General features: G+C 40.6%; 14 protein-coding genes. All 14 read right to left on the reverse strand.

The window, feature by feature from the left end; all coding sequences use genetic code 11:
• Positions 1–16: 16 nt before the first annotated feature.
• Positions 17–4138 carry a type VI secretion system protein gene (locus tag QQK06_RS18790; RefSeq protein WP_284246354.1) on the reverse strand — a complete coding sequence of 1374 codons (4122 nt, stop codon included), beginning with the start codon at positions 4136–4138 and terminating at the stop codon, positions 17–19.
• A complete protein-coding gene (locus QQK06_RS18795; protein WP_284246355.1) occupies positions 4123–4869 on the reverse strand; it encodes a DotU family type IV/VI secretion system protein in 747 nt (248 codons plus the stop codon). Before QQK06_RS18795 ends, QQK06_RS18790 begins: the two co-directional genes overlap by 16 nt.
• A 4-nt stretch (positions 4870–4873) precedes the next feature.
• Positions 4874–6349, reverse strand: a complete 1476-nt coding sequence (gene tssK, locus QQK06_RS18800) for a type VI secretion system baseplate subunit TssK (protein ID WP_284246357.1) — start codon at positions 6347–6349, stop codon at positions 4874–4876.
• Positions 6346–6867: a hypothetical protein gene (locus QQK06_RS18805; RefSeq protein WP_284246359.1), complete on the reverse strand. Its 522-nt coding sequence runs from the start codon at positions 6865–6867 to the stop codon at positions 6346–6348. Before QQK06_RS18805 ends, tssK begins: the two co-directional genes overlap by 4 nt.
• Positions 6867–7907 carry a type VI secretion system baseplate subunit TssG gene (gene tssG / locus QQK06_RS18810; protein ID WP_284246360.1) on the reverse strand — a complete coding sequence of 347 codons (1041 nt, stop codon included), beginning with the start codon at positions 7905–7907 and terminating at the stop codon, positions 6867–6869. Before tssG ends, QQK06_RS18805 begins: the two co-directional genes overlap by 1 nt.
• The gene (gene tssF, locus QQK06_RS18815; RefSeq protein ID WP_284246361.1) at positions 7871–9715 is read right to left on the reverse strand and encodes a type VI secretion system baseplate subunit TssF; all 1845 of its coding nucleotides are present in this window, start codon (positions 9713–9715) and stop codon (positions 7871–7873) included. The genes tssG and tssF overlap by 37 nt, the downstream gene beginning before the upstream one ends.
• Before the next feature lie 49 nt (positions 9716–9764).
• Positions 9765–10145 carry a GPW/gp25 family protein gene (locus QQK06_RS18820; protein ID WP_284246363.1) on the reverse strand — a complete coding sequence of 127 codons (381 nt, stop codon included), beginning with the start codon at positions 10143–10145 and terminating at the stop codon, positions 9765–9767.
• A gap of 83 nt (positions 10146–10228) precedes the next feature.
• On the reverse strand, positions 10229–10849 hold the full coding sequence (locus QQK06_RS18825) for a type VI secretion system tube protein Hcp (RefSeq protein WP_284246364.1): 621 nt from the start codon (positions 10847–10849) through the stop codon (positions 10229–10231).
• 41 nt (positions 10850–10890) lie between these two features.
• The gene (gene tssC / locus QQK06_RS18830; RefSeq protein ID WP_284246365.1) at positions 10891–12909 is read right to left on the reverse strand and encodes a type VI secretion system contractile sheath large subunit; all 2019 of its coding nucleotides are present in this window, start codon (positions 12907–12909) and stop codon (positions 10891–10893) included.
• 17 nt (positions 12910–12926) lie between these two features.
• Positions 12927–13193 (reverse strand): hypothetical protein, encoded by a 267-nt coding sequence (locus tag QQK06_RS18835; RefSeq protein WP_284246366.1) that lies wholly within the window; start codon positions 13191–13193, stop codon positions 12927–12929.
• 407 nt (positions 13194–13600) lie between these two features.
• Positions 13601–14725 carry a sigma 54-interacting transcriptional regulator gene (locus QQK06_RS18840; RefSeq protein ID WP_284246368.1) on the reverse strand — a complete coding sequence of 375 codons (1125 nt, stop codon included), beginning with the start codon at positions 14723–14725 and terminating at the stop codon, positions 13601–13603.
• A 388-nt stretch (positions 14726–15113) separates the two neighbouring features.
• Positions 15114–18485 carry an ATP-binding protein gene (locus tag QQK06_RS18845; protein WP_284246370.1) on the reverse strand — a complete coding sequence of 1124 codons (3372 nt, stop codon included), beginning with the start codon at positions 18483–18485 and terminating at the stop codon, positions 15114–15116.
• Positions 18478–19407, reverse strand: coding sequence for a diguanylate cyclase (locus QQK06_RS18850; protein ID WP_284246372.1), 930 nt, complete (start codon positions 19405–19407; stop codon positions 18478–18480). The genes QQK06_RS18845 and QQK06_RS18850 overlap by 8 nt, the downstream gene beginning before the upstream one ends.
• Positions 19407–21530: a GGDEF/EAL domain-containing response regulator gene (locus QQK06_RS18855; protein ID WP_284246373.1), complete on the reverse strand. Its 2124-nt coding sequence runs from the start codon at positions 21528–21530 to the stop codon at positions 19407–19409. The genes QQK06_RS18850 and QQK06_RS18855 overlap by 1 nt, the downstream gene beginning before the upstream one ends.
• Positions 21531–21573: the final 43 nt, after the last annotated feature.

Below are 21573 nucleotides of genomic sequence, written 5' to 3' on the forward strand. Positions count from 1 at the left end.
AAAATTAGGTTAATGCTCATTCGTTGAGCCCCGGCGCGTAAACCGGAAATTCATGAGGAATTGGGATGGCTACTAACTCTCCCTTCGCACCTTCCGACACTGCCTGAATCATTAAGTTTGAACGGCTGACATAGGCTGGACCTTCCAAATGAGGTTGTTGACCTTTAATAGCTACAGGTACGTAAAATGACAGTAAGTGCTCGTTGTTATTAAGCGAAATCAGGTCCAAGCCGTATTCCTGCAACCATTGAAATAGGCCCCAATTACCTTTGCTCTGGAAAGTAGCAGTCAGCTTTTTATGATCCACAAATTGGTCGCTGGTGATTCTGTTATCAGGCTGTCCAAGGGGTAAATAGGCCGAACCGGTGGCCCAGCGTAAGTTAAGAACCAAGGGATCTCCAGGTTGCCACATTATTTCCTTGGCACCATTAGGGAAACTGGCCAGGGTATTGCCACTTTGCACTGACCATTCAATTACCTGGTTACTGCCTTTGGCCTGGTTTCTTTTTCCTGCAACATTACCTAGGGCGTCGAAGTTAATATCAATGCTTGTCTGCCAAGTTTTGGCTTTGTCTTGCCAGGTACTGGAAAAGAAGTTGCTAATGCCATCCATCTTCACAATGAAATCGCGCCAGGCTCGGGGAATACTGTCGTCTTTTTGCATCATACTAGTGAGATCGGAGAGTAGATTCGTGGATATCAACCGATATTGCTCAAGAAAGTCCATCAGCACTTTAGGTTTAATATCTTTAACCCCAGCTTGGCTGACATCTGCAAAGGGAAAATACCCACTTATCATCGTATTAAACAGGTTTGACACCCTCATATAGCGATTGATAATGGCTTTTTTATCGGCTGAGGCACAATGTAAGTTCACTTGGCGTTCTATTTGATCCCGCCGAAAGGCGAACCAACCTAAATTGTCATGGGACACGTCAAAGTGTCCTTTGTCTGGACACTGGTTGTCGGTGATCTGCACCAGTTTGGTAGCGATTAAATCATCTAGTAACGCCACTTGATTATTAGGTTCTCCCCGATCAAATTTAGCTAAATCCTGCAAGGTAGTCTGCCAGCGCTGCACTAGAATATCACTCAGGCCACTTTCACTATTTTGCAGGTAATGCATAAGAGGTTGTGCATAATTAAAGGCGAAATAGCTCAAGCGCTGACGCTGATTAAGCAAGAAGGCCTGGATTTTTTTATCATCCCCCAAATTAAACATAGCTTGGGTAAAGTGTGGTTTTTGCCATTCTGGAGAAGCAACCGGTTGATACAAATGATATTCCATCACCAACTGCTCTAATAATTCTAGCTGTTGCCCAACAAATCCCTGTACCTGCTGATTGAGCCACAAAACATTGTTGTTATCACCCTGTTGTTGCAGCAGAGCCAACACCTGTAATAGCGGTTCTCGGACACTTTTAAAGCTATTAACTGCATTGCTTACTGCATGTTGTTGGTATGCCATTAAATCGTCTACAGGCTTAGGCTGACGTACCTGTTGTGATGGCCGGATCATTGCTTCACTGAGAAGACGGCGGGTGACATTTTGTAAACGTTGCTGCAACGCATTGTTAAATGAACCGGAGTGACCGTGTTGAGATGTGAAGGCCTGATAATTTAACAGCACATCAACTAATTGCTGTAACGGGGCAACCTGCCACAAAACAATACCTTCAGACGAATCCACCACCGGTGCGTAAGCATTCTTCACGAAAGATAGCTTTGCAATATCTCCAAGTATCGCGATCAAGTTTTTTAGCTCTTGAGATTCGCTTAACAGAGCCTGGACATCAGTGCGAAATAACTCACCGAAAGGGGCAACTGTTAAACCTAAGAGTTCATCTCGCACGACTTCATCACAGTCAGGCTGCGAAAATCGCTTAGTAATACGTGCTAATTGATCACTGTCATAACCAAAATCGGTCAAGTCATCACTCATGATCTGCATTTGTTCCAAAAGTAAGCCACAAGGACTATTTTGTGGTGATGTTGCCAACCAGTCTTCTTTGGTTACTTTCAGCCACAGTTGAAATTCGCGGATGCCAGCCTGGATATTCGAAGGTGGTAATCGCATATCTCTGCTAACGTTATTGGTCGCTCTTGTAAAATTCTGAATGGAGTCTACAGGCACATTTTCTACGTGGGCAAGTAATGCCTCATGGAGTTTTTCAGACAGTTCATTTAGATAGCGAGTGCTGTGTTTGCGGCTGATTAAATCCTTGCTTTTGCGCAATTTTTCCACATCATAGTCTGTTGCTTGTATTGCACCGACAATCAATTCACTGTCTACGTTGACGCCTTTAGGAACCTTATTGTCATAAAGGTAGTTAAGTAAATCGGCAAAACGTTTACCGATACCTGGCTCTGATTCTATGGGGCCGGATAAATACATGAAATCCGAAAGTGCTTTTTCAAAAGAGATGAGCTGCATCTGATACAAATGAAATTGCTTTCTTAACACCGAATATTCAGCGTCAGGGATCTTAGTTTGCGTTTCGACAATAAGTGCCTCGGCTCGTTGTTTCAGGCGACATTCCATACTGTGGAACAAATTATTCTGAAACAAATGAGTGGCTACAAGACCTTCTTGCTGGTTTTCGTCATAATCAAACCAGGACAAGGGCATGGCCAGAGAATCATAACCATCGCCAATGTCGCTCAGACCCATTAATAGTCGATAGGTGTCAGCTCCTTGGGCAGTGCAGTCAGGATCAATGTGTATTAGTCCTTGCAGTTTGTTTACGCTGAACTGATTAAACTCTTCGAGTTGTACGATTTCATACCCCATATTGGCTATTAATAACAAAGCTGTTGTGACAATGCCTATCTGGATACGGCGTAGCAATTTATTACTGGAGAAACGGCGTTTTTCTAAAATCGAACACAGGTTCTTTTCAGCAAAAATTTTCTCTTGAAACACATCTTCTACAAACTGCGGATTTTCATTGATTTTACCAGTAAAATAAACGCCTCTTAGGGGCAGTGCTTCTTGTAGACTGCTGCGAGCGAAGGCCGACTTCATGACCTGCTCCAACGGAGCTTGTAGTTTAGAAAACTCATGTAGAAATAACATAAATTTGTCAATGTCAGAGATTTCTTTACCACCTGCAGCAACGCTCAATTGCGCGTTTTGCAAAGACTGCAATAATTGCTGAAAAATTTCTTTAATCCAATCCATGTTGAAGCCGATATCTAGGCGATAAGGGTTAGACCAGCCAATCATCTGCTCTTCCACCGCTTCGCCATGTGCTTCCCAAAAGGCTTTATAGCCTTCAATTTCATCACAATGGGTAATAAACAAATAAACCGGTAAGATAAAACCGGATATTTTTTGGGTTTGCCATAACTGCTGAAAGAGCTGCTCACCCAACTCTTCCAAAACTGCCGGAGATTCCCTGCTCAATAAGGTCTTCGCGGATATACACAATATGATATTATCTATAGGTCGCTCTGGTCGGTAGAGTTGTAACTGTCCCAGCAGTGACCGAAACTTGTTGTTATCAGGTTCGATGATGACCCCGTGATCGAAAAAATTCCAACCACTATCCGCACCCGTTAATCGTCTTTCTCTTGGGAGAATATTCGTCCTCCGACCTTTTTTAACCGCATTAATTAATTGACTTTTACCACTGCCGTTCTCTCCCATAAGTAATGTCCAGGGAAGTTTATAACGCCACTCTCTTTGGGTCGTTAAATACTGAATGGCGTTCATGGCTTTACGGGTTTGCAGGAAAGAATTGAATTTGCTGCTTTTCTCTTTCTCTTTTTCTTTTTCTTTTTCTTTGACTTTAACCGACCGTTTATTAATGGCACAAGCAAGATATTTCAGCGGGCCAGCCACCAGTTTAAACAGCCTACTACCTGATCTGCCCAACAGCATGGCACTGTTAATGGTTACACCCTTCAGCCTTTTAAATAACCACACCCCTAATAAAACAGTAAGTACTAACGCAAACACCACGGTCAGCGCTTGCCATAACGGATCTTGCCAGATGGGTTTTAACTGTTCGATTATCGGATACAACCTTTCTATCAGGGCTTCAAATAATTCACCAATACTATGGCTTACTTTATGAAAAAGATTGTACAACCATCGGTTTATCGTCCCCATTAAGGTGCTCAGATGGAAATCCATTTGTCCACCCCGTGATTTAGTGCCAACCAGGCGATAATGCCAATGATGATGTAAAGAGCTAATCCATAAACGGCGCCACGATGCCAATTGGATATTGGTGCTAGACGCTGTTCCTGCAAAGAAACCAGGCAATGTTCATAGGCCTCCTGGTGGATGATTTCTCTGGCAGATGGTTGGTTTTGCGCCACAATATTAAACAGCTTACGGCGGTATTTAGTCAGCTCCTCCTGATTATCGTGGAATTTTCCCGCAAACCCCAATCGTAACGTCATCAAATAAACAGCAGCCAACTGCATTTCCATTTCGTCATAAGTGCCGTCTGCCAATAAGTCATCGACATCACGATAAAAAGTGCCGCCAGCCGAGCAGCTCTGAAAAAAATGATCTTCTAATAAGGCTTCATTCCATTGCTCACTTCCCGGCCAATCTATTTGCAAAAGAAATAATTCATCCGCTAACGCACACATGGCAAAACAGGCTTTATCTAGTAGCTCAAGTTGACGGTCGGTAAGACGGTTATCCTTCCAATATAGGCGCTTTTGGGCTATCCATTGTGAAAGTATGAGATTGATGGCTGTGGCAATTTCGTTATCGTTGGGAGCTTCCTGCAAACGCAAAATGATTTTGGCTTCAAGCGCCAGACGGTCCTGTGCAATCCACTTTTTGATAGTGGCTATCTTCTGATAAAACTCATTCATCAGGTTAACTAGATTAAAAGCCGCAACGCTCATAAAATTATTCCTGCTCCCTTTTTAAACCTGGCTCATGCGGTAAGTGCACCATGATGCGTTTGGGTTGATGATGTTTTAGTTTGCCATTAGTGCAAACAATGGTGAGCGGCTGCCCCACTTTAATAAATTGTGCATCAAACTTGATATAAAACAGAGCATGGCCTGCCATGGAGGTTATTCCTGTTGCATCATCGCTTTCAGTGGGCGTGGTAGAAGCCCCAAGAATGCGTTTCATCGCCAATTCTTTATGAATTTTAGGTGATGCAATACGACAATCGGCCATCCATTTTTCGAGATCTTCCACACTCTGGTTGGGCCGGGGTTTAAGTTCAATCAGTAAATCCTGTTCATCCCAGGCTTTATCGAACATGATCGAGAAAATGCCATTGCGACCTTCATCCATCGCCAAAGAGGTATAACGGACGTTCACATCTTTGAGCCGGTTATTAACGTATCTTAGAGCAAATTCCAGGCTGTTCCAGCAATCCTCATGACGATAGCGCGGCAATTTAGGTGGGATTAGCCCAGCATCCAAATCACTCATCGAGCCAATGAGACGAGCTAACACCTGATAAGTTTGCCAAGGGGAGCAAACTGGATTGTCGGCTACAAGTTCGAATTCAGCCAAGTGCTGCACCATGGCCCGGATCCACAGGCGATGCTGCTCTGTTACGCGCAATCCAAACTGCTCGTCGCCACCTTCAGAAAATCCTGCAAGCTGTTTGGCCTTTTTGCGAATATCCAGGGCAACACGTTGCAGTCGCCTCTGCAATGGAATCCGGTTAAACTCCGCGTCCTTTTGGTGTTTTTCATCATCATCTGGTATTAGCTCTCTATTGCCTAGTTTCAGAAAATCATCTGCATTAATACTCAACATGGGCGGACAATAATCGCTAATTTTATATTGCGGGCCATCGGTAAACAGTACTTCAAACAAAGGCAAGGCAACATATTGTTTATTAATGGTTTTAGCCGCTTGTAGTGACATAATGGGTAACAGGCGTTGTAAATCAGTTTCCCCCTCTCCGGTGTTATCATCCTTAACCGGATCACTGTCCACAACTAGAAAACGCTGTATATCAGACTTATTGCTAGCACTTCCAGGTAAGCGTATAGGTACCGTAAGTTGTACCATAACTTTATTGTTTTGTAGTAGTTCATCTGAGTCACTAATATCCAATTGCAGTGGCGGACGACCAGATGCCGTAGTGTCTATTTCTTTGTAATCGATTAGCAGTCCATCAGGCATTACAGCTCGCAATTCGGTGATATAGATCTCACCTTCAAGCAAGCGGCCTTCATCCAGCTTCATACTAATAACTCCCCAGCGATATGGGCCTGCATTTTGGGCAAATGACTGCAATTGACTTTCCCAGAAAATGTGGTCTTGTTGAAAATGCTGCGGCGACAATAACATACCTTCATGCCAACATACCGATAGAGGTAGCGGCCCATGTTGATGTAAGTAATTCTGGCTCATGGATTAAGCTCCTCTAATATGTAACCTTTGTTCTTTAAGGTGACTTTTAACTCACAATATTGAGTGATATCTGCCAGGTATTGACCGTCCGGTGCAAGATAGTTAGCAAACATAAGTACTGAAATGGCGTTATAGAATTTATCGGGCAAGGTCACTGTCTGTTTTGAACTTTGGGGGACAATTTCAAGTGCAGTGATAAGTATACTAGCCTGATATTTAAGCAATAATGCACGCTTTTGTGCAAACCAATCAGGGCCACTTAACGCTGATAAAGTATCGGCCGCCTTTTGGTCGTAGATAAAAAGAATGTCAACAGCAGTGGGTAGGTTTTGGTTGCTATTAGCGTCCGATTGGATCCACATTTTCTCCAAATCTGTGGATTTATATTCATAAAGAGGCACATACTCGTCCGCCACCTTTTTAATTTTGTTTACCGCACTATCAATACTGCTGCAGCCCACCACTAATAACGGCAGTAACACTACGCCAATGTATAGAGCTAATGCTTGTTTGTTCATCAGTTCACCAAATCCAACATAAAACTTACCTGACAGCTTTTAGGAGCATCACTTTTTAGCGCAGCACCATAACCCAGACGATTAGTAAGGTTTAAATCACAGCTTAGAGTAGTGGCATTTTTTTCTGGGGCGGCATCCGGTTCACAATCTAGGGTCACTTTGCAATCACAACGACTTTCGCTGATCCATGCGATTAGATCTTTTAAATTGTGATGTTCAACTCCTCCCGGCAATAACTGACTTCTTCGCTGCAGGCTCATAGGTCCGAGTACTAACTCAAATACTGCTTGTTGATCCCATATGCGTTTACCCAATGTAGCTTCCTGCCCAAGACGACAATTGCTCTGTCCCATCACAGTATGATCACTTTTCTGAACAGTTAACCAGCGGCCAATGATGGAATTCATTTTTATAACTGGAAGCCCCAGAACGGTATGAAACAATTTACGTACTATGGGTAAACTCATTCGGCAATTGGCAAGATGACCCGACAGTGACAAAAGGGTGTCATCCAACTGACCGTGAAAATCACGCTGCTCCTGATAATAATGACCACTCAATGCCAATAAGAATTGACCGACAAAATTATTGGCCGCATCGCCGTTGGTAAGAGTTAAATTGGTTTCAGCGTGAATAAAATAACGCAAGGCATGTATACGGTTGTTAAACAGATCCATAAAGGCCGCCATGGCACCGTCACCATAACGTACATCCTGACGCAATATGTCTAAAAAAGGTTCTGCCAGCGGCCCATCAATGCCCGTAAGATTATAGTGTGCGCATTCCACTCTATGCTTTTCACTAACGCCATCATCTTTGGTATTTTCCGCAATAATGACATTGCGAATTTCACCAGGTGGCAGGCTATGGCTTAATGTGCTTTTAAAATCGACTTTAGCCTGTAGCGACTCCAAGATAGCTGAATCATTGATACCCATACCCAGTAGCAAACGTACCAACTGATGAAATGACCAATCGGCATCTGGTAAGGAAAAAAGGTCGGCTACAGTATAACCTGTTCGCCAATGCGCGGTTGCCATTGCTGCCACACTCCTTCTCGTTTATCACTGATCAACTGTAACTGCACAAAGTGATTCAATGTGGTGTACAGACCAAAGAAATAGCTTAGAACACTCCCCAATAGCAGCGGATTCGCGTCAGAAAAATAGTCTTCATTAATTTCCAGAGATAACTGCGTACCCCGACAATGCCCACGCCACATCTCACCGCCAATACGCTTCACAATGGCTTTGGATTCCATAGTTACGAGTCCTTCAAGTTGGCGCAGATGAGAAACGGAATAAGGGTCTGAGTACAAACGTAAAATTTGTTTTAGGATCGCCAGTCGGTCTTTTCCACTACCCAGTGCGTCTAGATTAAGGGATAACTGAGACAGCAGTTTAATGTTATTTTCACCCGCTAAACTGGCCCCTTTAAATTTGCTGGGTATGCCTAAAATACTGGCATTAGCCATAGGACCTGATCCTAGGATCTGTAACTTCTGACCTTCACGAAGAGCTTCAGGTAATCGCCTGTTACTGCATAGCCCCCTTACTGAAATGGTTTGGTCTACTGGATTGGTAGGGGAAAAATCCGGATTATAAATGGAAACATAGGTATCACAGCCGCGCTCACCCGGCGTTAACAAGTCGGTTAGCCGAGTGACGTAGTATTGTCTGGAATTTGCTTTTCCGTTAGGCCCCAACCATGGGCTTAATGTCTTAACTTCGCCAGAATAAGAAATGCTTTTAACCTCCATTAGGCTGTGCACTTCGTAATGTAAATAGTGTTCTTCTGAAGCTAATATTCGATATTCATGTTGATTGTGTCGTAACTGAATGGGCTTGAAGGTTTTCTCATAAAGGTTAATGGCAGGAAAACAATTTAGCACAAAGCATTTTTCATCTAATGCTACCGACTTTGGAGAAGCTTCCAACAAAAACAGAATTTCAAAATCAGTTTGTGCGTTAACAAGCGCATTGGCGGCCTGGATTCCACATACATCAAAAAAATAGAATTTTTCGATAAAGACAAAATATTCCTGCAAAAGTCTGTAGGCTCTTTGACTGCCTGCATCATCTGGTAATACGTTTTGGTCATCTGCAAAGCCCTGCCATTGGATCACATCGGCAACTGAATGCGTATCATTATCGAGCCTTATCACTTCATCACCCACCCGAATTGCCACACCCACCAAATTGTTGCAGAGAATCTGGTACAGTTTGGCCCGTTGCGAGACATCAGAAATATAAAAGCGCAGGTTGTCGATAGGATATTGGTGTACCGGCTCTGTACCACGACTTTTGACTTTAATGGACATGACAGACTGAAATGTCTGACTGCGCTGCATTTTAAGGTTGTGAACTGCTGCAACACGATTTTTAGGTAATACTTCAGTATTGGCTACTTCCAGAGGCCATAACTGCGACGCATAACAATTCACAAAACGACACTCAATGTCTTCTTTTTCACCGGTTTCAGTCGTTCTGGAAGCTGTCCCCAAAAATTGACGACCTTTATCAAAAGAATAGCCATTAACAAAATTAGCACCATCAGGTTCTATATTGGCCTGAAGAACTGTCATGCAAGGAATTGAGCGCATCAGGTTTGGATACAGACTATGAAGTAATTGATTTGGGATCTGATTCCGTTGTTGAGTCAAGTCATTACGTAAGCGCCCAGTCATATAGGCAAATGACTGTATGATTTGTTCTACGTGTGGGTCATTAGAGCGACCGGCACTGAGTTTTAACTCAGCAGCTACTTCTGGATAAGTGCGGCTAAAGGCTTCCACTGATTGCCGTAAATACCGCATTTCCTGCTGAAAATAGGTGTAGTTTTGCAACATATATATCCCGATAACTTAATGGATTTGCTCACCTTTGATGATTTATCAATCACCCAAAAACAAACTCCTGCTCAAAATCTTCGTCAGATAACTGGATCTTAAGCTGACACCTAGAACGAAGTTCCATTTGTCCAATATTGACCACTTCAACCTGTTTAATTCTTGGTTCAAATGCTTTTAAAACCCTGACCATTTCCAACTGAAACTGAGTAATCTGATCTTTGTTATCCAGCGACTGATCAACTACAGCCACCAGACCGGTACGATAAATGCCTTTTAGCCTGGAGTTGGCTGGACCAACCGAAGCATCCACCCCTGCATCCAGATAACCACCGTAATTCAAAATACGCTCAACATTGTTGATAACGGATTCTTTGTTGCTAACAGGCCTTCCCGCTTGGGTTAATTTTTCAAAAAATGCCTTACCCATTTACTCATCTCGCTGTAGGAAGGGGGTGAGCCTGACGATCTTTGAAACTGAGGCATCATGTCAGGAGTAATTTGCATCTACAATCAACCAGACAGTGCAGCAATAGGACGATTTTTCGATACACTCCATGCGGCGGCTGTAAAGCCTCCGACATTACCGACAGTTGAACCTTGGATCTGATGGTGCCACCCTACTTCTGTAAAGTTCAGTTTAAACTGTTCGGTCGGCATATCATCTGGGTGAGTCTGATACTGAATTTCACTGATCAGCGCATAACGTAATTCGAAGCGCATGATGATATTGAATTGATCACCTGAGTTCCTAAGCACCCAAATAATGGTAGGCGTCTTTGAGGTTGGATCATCTAGAGGCTTAGCCCTGAGACAATAGTCATACATTTTAGGAGACGTGTGATCGACGTATTTCACACACGTAAAATCTGTAATAATTGGTCGACCAGAGGTTCGGGCATTGTTGCTCACATCGGTAGTTACTTGTTGTTTTAGACCTTGATTTATTGATACCAGCTCAACGCAATTTTCCCAGTTGAACTGTGCACCACCCGCGTTGCTGGTAAGTGCGCTCCATGCTGGGCCATCACCTCCGCCCGCTTCACCATCAATAAGCGACCCTAAGGCTGTACCATCGGTGTTTGGACCATATCCAAACTCAGCAACACCGAATTGCAGTAATATTAAGTCCATTGTTTACTCCTCTTTTAAATTTATCACTATGCGTTTTGACTTTATGGCAATTCCGCAACTAATCTGATGGATGTCGTTAGCTCTTCCAACTGGAAGTGAGGACGCAGGAACACAACAGAGCGATAGCTGCCAGGTTTTCCAGGAACGTCAGTGACATCAATTCGTGAATCTCTTAACGGGTAACTGGCTTTCATTTCTTGTGGTGCAGAGTCGTCTACCAACACATAGTTACTGATCCAGTTATTTAAATAGTCAGAGACATTTTCTTTCGTCATAAAGCTACCGACTTTGTCTCGCATGATGACTTTTATGTAATGGGCAAAGCGCGAGGCATTAAGTACGTACGGCAACATAGTAGATATTCGAGCATTGGCATTAGCAGCATCGGTATTGTACTTCTGCGGCTGTCCAGTGGTCTGGCCGCCAAAAAACGCGGCTTTATCTGCACCTTTGTGATGTAAAATGGCCATAAATCCGAGATCGTTAAGCTCTTTTTCACGCCGATCTGTGATCTGCACCTGAGTTGGACAGGTCATTTTCACATCACCAGCGGCGGTTTTAAAAGTATGAGCAGGTAAGCCCTCTACCAATCCACCACCTTCAACTCCTCGGATAGCAGCCAACCAGCCATGCTTAGAAAAGGCATTGGTGATCCTCTGCCCCATAACAAATGCTGGGTTTCCCCACAAATATTTGCTGGCATCATAGCCGTCCACGGCTTCACGAAAATCAAATCCTTCGGCCACCACAGTGTCTGGGCCATAAGGTAGACGTAATAATACTTTAGGCATTGTCAGTGATACGTAACGGGCATCATCACTTTGTCTGAAACTACGCCATTTTGCCAATTCAGCACTTTCAAAAATCTTGGTAAGATCTCTGGGCTGTGAAAGATTAAAGAAATCTTCCATATCGAATAACTTAGCATATGCCGCAGAAATAAATGGCGCATGTGCAGAGGATGCCACACCTGAGATTTTTTCTAGTAACTCCATATCTTCAGGATGACGGCCAAATTCAAAATCCCCCACAAGGAAGGAGAATGGGTCCCCACCATAAGTACCGAATTCTTCCTCATAGACCTTTTTGAATAAAGCACTTTGATCAAATTCGACGGCTTTTTGTAGGTCCTTGAGCAATTCGTTACGGCTGATATTAAGCAGACGAATTTTTAAGGTCTCACTGGTTTCAGTGTTCATCACCAAAAAGTTCAGACCACGCCAACTAGCTTCTAATTTCTGGAATTCAGGCGCATGCATTGCCAGATTCACCTTATCAGTGAGCTGTTTGTCGATATCTGATATTTTGTCTGTCATTAAATCTGAAGCAAATGGGTAAACGGGATCTTTACCTTCTTCCGGTTCAGCAGGTTTGAAAGGTAGCATAGTGACGGAAAACTCACCAATAAGCTGCATAGCATAAGGCACCTGCGTGTCGTCTAACGCCATGCGACCTTCTTTAAGCATGCGCTTAATTAGCTCCGTTTGCTCCACTTTCTCCCAAACAGTCACATCCCAGCCATCTATACTCTCATCGTCCATAGATGCTTGCTTAGCTTCAGCGAATGCCGTATTCAACTCGGTTTGCAATGTATCGTCACGCAAAATCTCAGACATAATCTCATCTAAAGGATCGTTGCCGTCGAGTTTGGCAACGAAGTCCCGAATGCGGTTGCGTGATTCAAATAATAAGTTAGTAAATGGAATTTGCTTCACAACACTAACAGGTTCAAAATCACTAATACTCTTGAAGTCTAATGTGACACCAAACTTCTTAGTTTCAGTTTCTCCTGTCTCGTTCTTTTCTTCATAAGGAACACTGTATGCGAGATGCACACCACAACCAGTCATTACCTCGTCGAAGTTATCGCGGTCAATAAAAACAAATTCACGTTCTTTAACGGGTGGAAGTTCAAATTTGCGCTTACCAGATAAATCTGCAAGCACACCTACAATTAGTGGTAGTTCGCGTTGAATGATGGCGTCACCTATTTCGACATCATAAGTGATGTGTACTCTTGGTGATCGCACCCTGGCTAATTTTTTCTGATTACTTTCCAAAATTTAATCTCCAATTCTTAAAGTGAATTAACAGGGGGTTTTGATGAACCTTTTCTGGTTAACTTGAAGTAAGTTTCGTTATTTCGTTCTTCAGAGCTAACCTCCCCCTGCGACTCAAGCACCTGTAACGCACAGTCAACAGCCGCCATCGAATCAACAAATTTCTGTTGTTTGACCCACCAATCAGTGATACCAATGACGGTGTCTTCACTATCCGGATGCTTTTTTAAATAGTTTTTTATTAACAAGGCCACATCTGTTTGATAGTGGTAGCTTATACTCATTAGACTACCTCGTTGCATATATTGATCCTTACTAGAGCATTAGGGGTGCCAACTTTTATGATTCACATAGAAAAACCCTACTCCATTGTTTTATAAGATATTATTTTTAAATATCATCTAGGATGAATGGATTGATACGGTTCATGAAAACCCCATTAGGGTTGCAATTACCCCGGCGTAAGCGGGTAAATTTATGAAACCGCAGATTGAGTGGTATTAATTAAAATGCAATGAATTGAAGTTCCTAGGCCAAAAGGGGGTTTAGTAGCTAAGTGGCAAGACATAAGTTTTCAGGTCGGATAATACGCTCCGCCTTCAATAGACCAGATAGGTGTTTAATGTGTGATTCTAATAGAGATTAAAAAAACCAAGAATAATTAGACGAGTTAAACATTGATATTTAACCGTTAATAAAGATTGATTTCTTGATTTTTAATATTGTATTTTTTTACCAGTTTGCCAAAGGCTCTACGTTCCTTACCACATAAAGTCGCAGCTTTAGTGATATTTCCTTCGGTGAATTTTAAAAGCCTTGAAACAAATCGCGCTTCAAAGTTTTCTATAGCCTGGCGTTTGGCATCAGAAAAATTGAGGCAGCCCGATTCCAGCTCGTTTGAGAGCGTATTATCGTCACTCGATAAAACAGCTGATGATTCTTGATTATCAATACCTGATTCGACAAACTCCATAGGTTGATTTTCCGAAAAACCTACACATCTAGGCGTGTTTAGCTCAGCATTTGATGCCGCTTGTGTCGCTTGTGTCGCTTGGCTCATAGCATCTACCATTACAGCTTCATCAAGATATTCGGATTTCGCTAACAAATAATAGCGATGAATCGTGTTCTCCAATTCCCGCACATTACCTGGCCAGTGATGAGTTTGAAATTTGGCTAATAAACGGCTAGTTATCCCCTGCTTATTTAAACCGTAATTAGTGTTTAACTTTTGAATGAAGTGCTCAGCCAACAGGGGAATGTCTTCTTTTCTTTCTCTAAGAGCAGGAACACTTACCGATAAAATATAGAGCCTAAAATAGAGATCTTGACGAAATTCACCAGCTATAATACTTTTTTCTAAATTGCAATTAGCCGCAGCGATGAATCGGACATTTGTTTTTAAAACCGTTGTTGAACCGATTGGACGAAATTCAGATTCTTGTATGACACGAAGCAAAGCGGCTTGAGATTTTGGTGATAAACTATCCACTTCATCTAGAAAAATGGTGCCACCGGCTGCAGAGACTAAAAGTCCTTCTTTATCAGATTTAGCGTCGGTAAAAGCTCCCTTACGATACCCAAACAACTCACTAGCAAAAAGCTCGTCTGTGAATGTAGAACAATTAATTGCAATAAACGGTTTATTGGCAAATTTACCACCGTAATGCAGCCCTCTGGCAACAAGTTCTTTACCTGTACCAGTTTCACCAGTTATTAATACAGGAGCCGAATACTGAGCCATGGTTTCAATGGCCGTTCTAAGGCATTTAATCGACTGAGACTGCCCTTTGATATTACTGCCAATAATATTCATAATTATTCCTTTAACTCCGTTCTCTTAGCTATAGAGAACACTCCTTTATTACTTTAAATCTGATATTTTCTCAGATTAAATTTAGCTCTTGTAAAAAGTCGTAAACGATTAATTTTTTGGGAGCTTTTTCTTACTGCAAAAATAAGGCCAACCATAGAAAATGGCCAAAACAGGGTAAAAAAAGCACTGTTTTCACTAAAAGCGTTTTTAATGGGGAGCAATACAACCCATAAGGGTATAATTTAACCCGCAATAAAATTGAAAATATAATCAATTTACTTTCCAGATAATTCGCACTATTTCGATTGCCCTACGACATTTATTCATATAAAAGATACTGTAGAACTAGCAACATATCTCGTGTTAGGCTCAGCAATTTTAATTAAGGTTAAGCTTTTATTTCTATTTGTTGCTCTAATTTTTCTATTACATCAGCGATAGCTTGCTTAACTTGATTGTGCGCTTCTTTACACTGAATAAACTCCCCTGCTTTAGCTGATAATTCAATTTCCTTTAAGATATCTGCTAATTGCTCGGCGCCAATCTCCAGTGCTCGTCCTCTTAATGCATGGGCTTTTTTTGCAATATTTGTACAGTTTTCCGTATCAATAATCTGTTGTAAATTAATAAGATCTTGCTCAATGTTATTGATAAACATCAGGCATATTTTTTGATACAAACTATCATCATTCATTAATCGTTCTTTGGCATCATTGACATTAAGTACACTGACTTCAAATACTTCAGCATAACGATTATCAGAAACAATAGCCGGCTTAACGTTTCTGGGGATTTTGCTAGATTTTACATACTTGGCAATCATACAGACGAGCTCGCTATGACTAAAAGGTTTAGATAAAAAGTCAGTCATGCCAGCGTTTAGGCATCGTTCATTTTCACCTGACATTGCATTAGCGGTGATTGCTACTATAGGAATATTTTTGTATATGCTGCCAGCGACGCCTTGTCTGATTTTTCTAGTTGCTTCAAAGCCATCCATCATCGGCATATTACAGTCCATGAGGATTACCGACAGTTCAACTTTTTCAGTTGCAAGGCTTTTCAACTTGTCTATCGCTGTTATTCCTGAATCAGCAGTTACACAGTTGGCATGATAAAACTCCAGCATCCCCTTGGTTACTTCAATATTAATATAATTATCATCAACAACTAACACGGTTTTACCAGTAAAATTAAACGCTAAGTTAGCCTTCGTCATTTGTTCGGCGATATTAGGCTGGTAAGATAATTTCTTACCCGATAATACGCTCGAAATTTCATTTAATTTGATCGGTTTAGATAATATGGCTAATGCCCCTTTAGGGATATCAAATTCAGAAAATGCATCGTATAAGACCACCGTATTATGATAATCAGCGTTTGAAGTTATGCTTTGAAAAATGGGTAATCGACTGTCAACAATCGTTATTTCACCACTGCCATCGCTAGACTCAAGGATATCAAAGCCCATGGCCTGTGATAGATCTTGCCAAAATACTTCGGCTTGCTTAGTTGCCAGGTGTAAAGAAAGGTTGGATATCTTAGCGTTTGGTAGTTTTTCTCTAGGCTCAGCAGTGTCTTTATTAAAAGCAATAGTCATGGAAAAAGTACTGCCTTCCTCTTTAACAGAACGACATATTAGATCGCCTCCCATCATTTGACACAGCTGTTTAGATATCGTAAGTCCTAATCCGGTGCCGCCAAATTCACTGGCTATTTTTTCACTTTCCTGAGAGAAAGAGTCAAATATTTTCGCTTGTTTGTTTTTTTCAATACCAATGCCCGTATCTTCAACGTCTATGATCAGATTTGCATTGCCGTCTAGTACCGTTCTAGCTGTTATATAGACCCCACCGGTATTGGTAAACTTTATTGCGTTACTACATAAATTAAACAGTACTTGTTTTAATCTATGACCATCCACTTCGATATAGTTAAACTCAATATCAATCAGGTTAAGCTGGATATCAATTTGTTTTTCCTGTGCTTTAACAGCTACTGATTCAATAGTACTTTCTAATAATGACATAACATTAGTTTTAGCTATATTTAACTCTAACTTTCCGGACTCTATTTTTGATAGGTCTAAAATATCGTTGATCAAGCTTGCTAATGTATTAGAGCTCTGTTGCATCAAATTAAAATAATATTGTTGGTTATCTGATAACGGTTCTTGAGTGATCAGCGACATGGTGCCCATAATCCCATTTAACGGTGTTCTCATTTCATGGCTAACCATAGAAACGAACTGACTCTTTAACTCTGACGACTTTAATGCCTGATTGCGGGCAATTCGCAGTTCCGCAGTTCTTTCTTCAACTTTAGCCTCAAGCTCCTTATTCATATTATTTAACTGGTTTCTGCTCACGACCTGTTCAGTTACGTCCCTGATGAAGATAACTGAGCCTATTATAATTCCTGCCGGGGAACGTAATAATGCGATGGCTATGGATAAGGTGATTTTATCGGCAACGAATTCAAAAGTTTCTTTTTGTTTACCTTGTTTTTCTTTTAACTCGATAATAATTCTCTCAATTTTTGCTATTGGGAAATTACCAGTTATAGAAGATAAAAATTTACCTGTAGCACCTATTAAACAGGGAAAAAAATGGACTGCAGAACGGTTAATTGAAGAAATGGACAAAGTATTTTCAATTCGAATAATACCTTCATCTGAATCATTAATAATCGTGGTTAATTTTTCCTGACTCGCAATTAATTGGCTTGCCTTAATATTAGACTTGGCCAATATATAAACAATGAATAGAAAAATTGCGGTGATTACGCTACTAAAGCCGTAATTAGCTAGCATTTCATCATTTAACAATTCGTTATAAATAACATCAGGAGCAATGAAGGAAATTTTTTCTTTTTTTGTCGGCGATAGAAAGAGTTCAGTTTGAACTAATATGGATCGTTCATTGCTTTGAGTATTAACCAGTGCAATATCGTTCGTGATATTATGCACAACGTTATAAACTGCTGATAAAGTATGATTTAAACCGAGATCTTTAGAGAAATTGTATGCGTTAACAGGATGAGAAATAACCTGATCAGTATTATCGGTAATAATGATGTCGATATTGTCTGGCATCAATGCATTGAGCTCTTGTAATAACTTGTTACCGTTTAAGTTAATTACTAGGATTTTAGATAACCTACCTTTATTATTAAATATTGGCTTAGCAATACGCATAGTTGCCTGATGAGGAAATGAAATTTTGTCATTTTCACGATTGAGATTAAGTGGTGAAATATAAAGTTCAGAATCTGTTAATGTTCGAGTTTGCTTAACATAATCACGTTGAGTTTTATCTTGTAGCATAGCAAGTTGCCGTACTTTAATTTGGCCAAACTCATGGTCTACTCTAACCTGTTCTTTACCCGTATCAGCATCAATTAATCTCAGTTGTAGTATTTCAGGATGGGTAGAAATCATGCTGGAAAATATCACGTCTAAGCGATTTAGCCATTGCTTTAAATTTGTTTTATCTAAATGATCTACTCCTTGGTTGTTTTCAGCTCTAATGATCCCTTGAATAGGTGGTGTACTGCTAAGAAAAACTAAATATTTTTGCGATGAAATATAATAATTATCGGTATATTGCTGCACTCGAGATTCAGCTACCATAAAGTCTTTCTTTAACTCATGAGCAACTTTACGATGAATTTTAGCATCCGTAAAAGTATAGATAGTAAAAATTAATAAACAGAGAATGCCACCGACAATCCACAGTTTAAAGCGACTTAACTTAACCATTAATCCTCTCCAAATTCTTTATTGCGAACGAACACCTACCTTTGTGCTTTGCTTGATAAAGCGCCTCATCGGCAGCCGTTAACCATGCTTTTTCGTTTAAGTTTTCACACACATCTGTAACAGCTACTCCAACGGAAACGCTGAGGTACTTTAACGGCGATAATTTATGTTCAATAAGTTGCGAATGGATGTGTTTAACCAGTTTATTAGCTAACTTAAGCGCCCCTTCTGTATCGGTACCAGGCAATAAGCAAACGAATTCCTCACCGCCATACCGACAAAGTGCATCAGAGCCACGATTTAAATGCTTTGATATTTCTAAAGCCACTTTTTTTAAACAACTATCACCACTTAAATGACCATAGCAATCGTTATAAAGCTTAAACCAGTCAATATCTATCATGAATACACAAAAAGGAATTTTATTGCGATTGGCTAGGGCAAGTAATTTAGGTAATTCATTGTCGAGATAACGGCGGTTAAAGACTCCTGTCAATCCATCTTTATGAGAAAGCTCTTTAAATAGCTGGGTTTGCCGGAATAGTTTTACTTGCGCTTCTAATCTTTTTTTAAGGGTCGAAAGGTTGACGGGTTTACAAACAAAGTCATTAGCTCCTGCATTCCAGCACGATAACTGGGTTTCATCATCCGAATTTGAAGTGATAAAAACGATGATAATATCAGCTGTTGCTTTATTACTGCGCAGTATTTTACATATTTCTAAGCCTGTAATATCAGGTAAGCTAATACTCATTAAAATAATATCTGGGCGGCGAGATTCACAGTAACTAATACAATCATTACCCGTAGCACTACGAGCAATAATATTCTCGGTATTAAACATCGCTTTGAGTACTTCAAAATTGATGTCATCATCTTCTACAATCAGCACATGCCACTGATTATCTGTTAATTCAGCCATTAGGGTCTCATTGTGGTTTGTAGATATTTAACAAAATTTTCGCTACTAAGTGGCTTACTGTATAAGTAACCCTGGCCCATACTACAATCTAATTCAATTAGCTTTTCTTCATGTGCTAATGTTTCTATGCCTTCAGCAATAATGGTTAGATTTAAGCTTTTACCTAAAGTGATGATGGTTTGTACTATATCCGTACTTTGTTCATCACTTAGCATGTCTTTAACAAAGGTTTGATCAATTTTTAAGATGTTGACATTAAAAAACTTTAAATAGGATAAGCTCGAATAACCGGTGCCAAAATCATCGATAGCAATTGAAAATCCTGCTTCCGTTAATTGATGCAAAGTGCTTTTTACACTGTCAAAATCTTCCATTAATGTAGTTTCGGTTATTTCAAGCTCAATTTTTGACGTCCGTATTTGATGCAACTCAACTTGCGCTAGGGCAAAATCAACAAACGAATTCTTAGCAAATTGTTTAGCAGAGACATTGATACAAAGTTTGATACTTATACCTTGTGCCTCCCATGATTTTAATTCCTGGCACGCCTTGTGAAATATTTGTTCGCCGAGTTTATCGATTAAATGCAACTCTTCTGCTAATTCGATAAATTTAAGTGGGGGTATGTAATGACCATCAGCATCTTTAAGACGGGCCAACGCTTCAACAGCAATCACTTCTGAGTTTTTTAAATTCACTTGTGGCTGAAAATGTATTTCTACCAGATCCTTTTCAATTGCTCGGCGTAGAATTTTTTCAATTTCTATTCTATCGATTAACTCTTCCTCTAGAGCATCTGAAAAATAGCAGATATTATTTCGGCCTTGTTTTTTCGCCCTAAACATCGCGGTATCAGCGTGCCGCATCAAGGTTTCTTCGGTATCCGCATCTGTAGGACTAATACTAATGCCGATACTCACCGATAACGTATACTCTTGGTGATTTAATAAAAAAGGAGATTTCATTTGTTCTATGATTTCAGAAGCCAAAGCACTTGCAATACTTGGGTATCGCATTTCCGGAATAACAATGGCAAATTCATCACCACCGACGCGTGAAAGGGTAAATTTTTCATCCATTAATCTTTCTAGGCGCGTTGCCACCATTTTGATCAGTAGATCACCATTTTGATGACCTATAGTTTCATTCAGGTATTTAAAATGATCAATATCTACCAGCAACAAGCCTACTGATAACTTTCTACTATGCGAAATCCTGATCGCTCTGGTTATTCTGTCATGCAGCAATATTCTATTAGGTAGGCCAGTAAGGTGATCATTGTTCGCTAGGTGGTTCATTTTAACCGACATGGCAACCGCCTCACTGATATCGTGAAACACCATCACTGAGCCGATTAAATTTTGCATATCATCAAAAATAGGTGCCGCGGAATCTTCTACGCGATAAACTTGACCTTGTATGCTGGTTAGCTGACAATTTAATGCCATGGCTACTCTTCTTTTTTCTTGCAATGCCATGACTGCCGGGTTAATTGATTTTTCACCCGAAGTAGCATCTCTTAACGACATCACACATTCAATATGTTGACCAAGAGCATCTGAGCCAATCATGCCTGTTAAATCTTCTGCTATTGGATTAATAAACGTAATATAGCCTTTAGAATCAGTAACAATAACACCGTCACCAATCGAGTTAAGGGTGACTTTTAAATTCTCTTTTTCTTGAAATAATGATCGTTGTGTAGATTCTAACCTTGAGGCATATGTCTTTGTTTTTATCAGGTTGCTGACTCTTAATCGGCAAATATCTATATTGATTGGCTTATGGATGAAGTCAACGCCACCTGCATACAAAGAGTGGTATTCAATTTCGGAAGCTTGACTACTGGTAATAAAAACAATCGCAGGGTCAGGTAAATGTTGATTTTGTAAAATTTCTTTGGCCAGTTCTATGCCGTTGTAATCACCAAGCTCAATGTCCATAAGAATCACACAGGGCTGATACTGTGTGACCAATGACATAACTTCTTCGGGCTGACTAGTCGAAATGATATGAGCTAAATTTTCAACAGCTTTCTCTAATATCAGAATACTACTTGTTTGATCATCGACGATTAAAATATTTACGGGGTATTCAACTTCTGATGATTCACTTCCCTGCATAAGTCCTCAAAGCAATGCCTTTTTACCTTGACTACACTATAGG

The organism is Thalassotalea insulae, assembly GCF_030161395.1.
GTDB classification, from domain to species: Bacteria; Pseudomonadota; Gammaproteobacteria; order Enterobacterales; family Alteromonadaceae; genus Thalassotalea_E; species Thalassotalea_E insulae.

Coding starts and splice junctions, on each gene's coding strand:
- QQK06_RS18790 (WP_284246354.1), bottom strand. CDS start 4,138: ATGGATTTCCATCTGAGCACCTTAATGGGGACGATAAACCGATGGTTG.
- QQK06_RS18845 (WP_284246370.1), bottom strand. CDS start 18,485: ATGGTTAAGTTAAGTCGCTTTAAACTGTGGATTGTCGGTGGCATTCTC.
- tssG (WP_284246360.1), bottom strand. CDS start 7,907: ATGGCAACCGCGCATTGGCGAACAGGTTATACTGTAGCCGACCTTTTT.
- tssK (WP_284246357.1), bottom strand. CDS start 6,349: ATGAGCCAGAATTACTTACATCAACATGGGCCGCTACCTCTATCGGTA.
- QQK06_RS18835 (WP_284246366.1), bottom strand. CDS start 13,193: ATGAGTATAAGCTACCACTATCAAACAGATGTGGCCTTGTTAATAAAA.
- QQK06_RS18820 (WP_284246363.1), bottom strand. CDS start 10,145: ATGGGTAAGGCATTTTTTGAAAAATTAACCCAAGCGGGAAGGCCTGTT.
- QQK06_RS18795 (WP_284246355.1), bottom strand. CDS start 4,869: ATGAGCGTTGCGGCTTTTAATCTAGTTAACCTGATGAATGAGTTTTAT.
- QQK06_RS18840 (WP_284246368.1), bottom strand. CDS start 14,725: ATGAATATTATTGGCAGTAATATCAAAGGGCAGTCTCAGTCGATTAAA.
- QQK06_RS18805 (WP_284246359.1), bottom strand. CDS start 6,867: ATGAACAAACAAGCATTAGCTCTATACATTGGCGTAGTGTTACTGCCG.
- QQK06_RS18850 (WP_284246372.1), bottom strand. CDS start 19,407: ATGGCTGAATTAACAGATAATCAGTGGCATGTGCTGATTGTAGAAGAT.
- tssF (WP_284246361.1), bottom strand. CDS start 9,715: ATGTTGCAAAACTACACCTATTTTCAGCAGGAAATGCGGTATTTACGG.
- QQK06_RS18855 (WP_284246373.1), bottom strand. CDS start 21,530: ATGCAGGGAAGTGAATCATCAGAAGTTGAATACCCCGTAAATATTTTA.
- QQK06_RS18825 (WP_284246364.1), bottom strand. CDS start 10,849: ATGGACTTAATATTACTGCAATTCGGTGTTGCTGAGTTTGGATATGGT.